Below are 3,000 nucleotides of genomic sequence, written 5' to 3' on the forward strand. Positions count from 1 at the left end.
GCAAGTTTTTTTAACGAAGCATGTCCAAAAAAGATGAGGTTAAGAATGTAAATTTATTTTGACACCGTTCCTAAGCAATGGTTGTTTTTTTATGTGCTATGGTAATCAGCTCTTCGTAACTACAATTAATTACAGAGTTAAATTATTATTTGAACTGCTGATGTTTTATTTTTGGCTGTGATGTAATCTAATCCCTTAGAGGTATGAAACAAAAAATACAGTTATTTTACTGCCTTTTGTTAATGATTGGTGTAGGTTTTACTGCTTGTAAAGGCAAAAAAAACCGCCACGATGACAAATACAATGATGATAACAAACCTTTTAATGTACTCACCTTTGATACACTAAAGTACGAACCACTTGATGGCATGAATATTACCCGGTTTGTAGTAGATACCAACAATACCCGTCGGGGTAGTTGGGGGGTAATGGTACGCTTGAGCTTTGATTTTCAAGATTCTACATCATTTGAAAAACTGCGGCAACGAGGGTTTGATGGTTATCTGGTCGACATGTATGTGGTGCCTGAGGGCAAACCTGCTGGACAACAATTCAATGATTTGTTGAAAGAAAAGTTTTTGAAATCATTCTTAAAAGAAGGCAATCGTGAGGTGAAGTATATCTCAGAGGCGACCGCTTTTAAGTACAAACACAAGTATGCTTTCAGGGAGTTTGGTTTGCCTGCTGGCAGACACAACCTTTTATTTAAAATTGCATTTTTACCTGTGAAATTTAAGCCCGACGAGCAACTCTCTAAGTTTGTGCGTATAGCCAAATTGGGCAAAACACCTGACTTTGTGTTTGATGGTGGGTTTAAGTGTACCACTCCGCCCCTTAAAAAAGTAAGGGTGAGAGTAGCCGATATAGAATTTGACAAAAAAAAGGGCAAAGCTGGGGAGTCTGACTTTACCTTATTAAAAATAGGCAGCGGCTATCCTGACCTTTACTGGAAGGTATTTGTGGGGCGTGACCCCGTATTTAGATCACAAAGAGACAAAAACAGTTTAAGGTACAAAGGTGACCATACCTCTAAGCCATTTTATTGTACCGAAAAAGACCGTTTGACTTTTGCGGTGTACGATCATGATATAAGCATTTTTAACCGAGACGATTTATTATTGCGTAAACGCGGCAAGCTAAGAGATTTTAGTCAAGAGATTGGCCATGCGGACGTACTTTCATCAAGAAAAATAAAAACCGCCAAGGTAGCAATTGAAGTGTTGAAATAGTTTGTCTCTACAGTTAGAAGCCCTGACAGGGGCAAGCGACAAGTCGCAAGTCCTTAAATATCGATGAATATCGGTGCTATGCCCTGTTCCACAGGTAGTCAATAAATTCATAAGTTTTCTCTCTTTCAAACGCTAAGGAATGGTACCAAAATAAATTTACATTCTTAACCTCATCTTTTGAGGCTATACGTTGTTAAAAAATAGCCGAATAGCGATGCTATGAGCCGACCATCCCTCAAGCTCGCTCAATATCCACTGGATATTGCCGTGCCGCGTCTAGCAACAAAATATTTTAGCGTTACTATAGAAATTTATTTTTACACCATTCCTTATAAATTTGTTGGTTAGAAGAACACACAAAAACTGGATTGAATAAAAAGTACTCAACGATGAACAGGCCATCGTTGATTAAAATAGCCGATTAAGCGAGGCTAAAGAAAAAAGAAAAGATGGATACGCAGTGTAAAATACATACCCTGGACAATGGGATCAGAATTGTTCATCGTGAAGTAGGACATACCAAGGTAGCACATTGTGGTTTTGTGCTTGATATAGGCAGCCGCGACGAAAAACCACATCAATTAGGTATTGCTCACTTTTGGGAGCACATGGCTTTCAAAGGCACCAACAAACGCAAAGCCTACCATATTATTAACCGTTTGGAGGCAGTAGGAGGGGAGTTGAACGCTTACACTACCAAAGAGCAAATTTGTTTTTATGCCTCTTTGTTAGACAAACACTACGAAAAAGCAGTAGAGCTATTGGCAGACATTACGTTTGATTCTGTTTTTCCAGAGAACCAAATAGAGCGGGAACGCAATGTGATTTTGGAAGAAATGGCCATGTACCGCGATTCGCCTGAAGATGCGCTCCAGGATGAGTTTGACGCAGTCGTATTTAGAAATCACCCTTTGGGGTATAATATTTTGGGTACCTCTGAGAGTGTAGGTTCGTTTCACAGACAAGACTTTCAAGCGTTTATTCAAGAAAATATTGATACCAGTCGCATTGTCTTTTCGTCGGTGGGTAACCTGCCTTTTGGCAAAGTGTTAAAGATTGCATCTAAATACCTTGACCAGGTTCCAGCCGCATCGTCTAAGCCTTGTCGTCAGTCTTTTGAGAGTTATCACCCTCACCAAATAAAGCTCACCCACACCGCGCAACAAGCCTATTGTGCGTTGGGCAGACCCACTTATCATCGGTCGCACCCAAAGAAGCTGCCTTTTTTTATGCTCAATAATATTTTAGGAGGACCAGGCATGAACTCTCGTCTCAATCTGAGCTTGCGCGAAAAACACGGTTGGGTATATTCTGTCGAGTCTAACTATCACCCTTTTTCTGACACGGGCTTATTTGCTATTTATTTTGCTACCGAGCGCAAACATTTTGAGCGAAGCATAGCATTGGTAATGAAACAATTAAAGTTGTTGAAAGTGCAGGCTTTAGGTAAAATGCAGTTACACAGTGCCAAAGAACAGTTGTTTGGGCAATTGGCTATGGCAGAAGAAAATAATTTGAACTTTATGCTCATGATGGGCAAGAGTATATTGGACAGCAGCGAAGTAGAAAGTCTGGAGGTGATTTTTGAGAATATAAGAAAGATTACCGCAAGTGACCTCATGGAGGTGGCCAATGAAATGTTAAACGAAGATGATTTAAGTATTTTTAGGTATTTGCCTGGGTAGTATTCACCAAGTACCTTATCCTCTAAGTAAATGCACTATTTATTTAGGATGAGATTTGTTCTCTGACAAACTTCAAAAATTGAGCA

The 3,000-nt window shown here is 39.6% G+C and carries 2 protein-coding genes; both read left to right on the forward strand.

The window, feature by feature from the left end:
- The first annotated feature begins 203 nt into the window (after positions 1 to 203).
- Positions 204 to 1,229, forward strand: a complete 1,026-nt coding sequence (locus Q0954_RS33460; RefSeq protein ID WP_299466273.1) for a hypothetical protein — start codon at positions 204 to 206, stop codon at positions 1,227 to 1,229.
- A gap of 449 nt (positions 1,230 to 1,678) precedes the next feature.
- The gene (locus Q0954_RS33465; protein ID WP_299466276.1) at positions 1,679 to 2,914 is read left to right on the forward strand and encodes a pitrilysin family protein; all 1,236 of its coding nucleotides are present in this window, start codon (positions 1,679 to 1,681) and stop codon (positions 2,912 to 2,914) included.
- Positions 2,915 to 3,000: the final 86 nt, after the last annotated feature.

Source organism: uncultured Microscilla sp. (genome assembly GCF_947493425.1).
Taxonomy (GTDB): Bacteria; Bacteroidota; Bacteroidia; order Cytophagales; family Microscillaceae; genus Microscilla.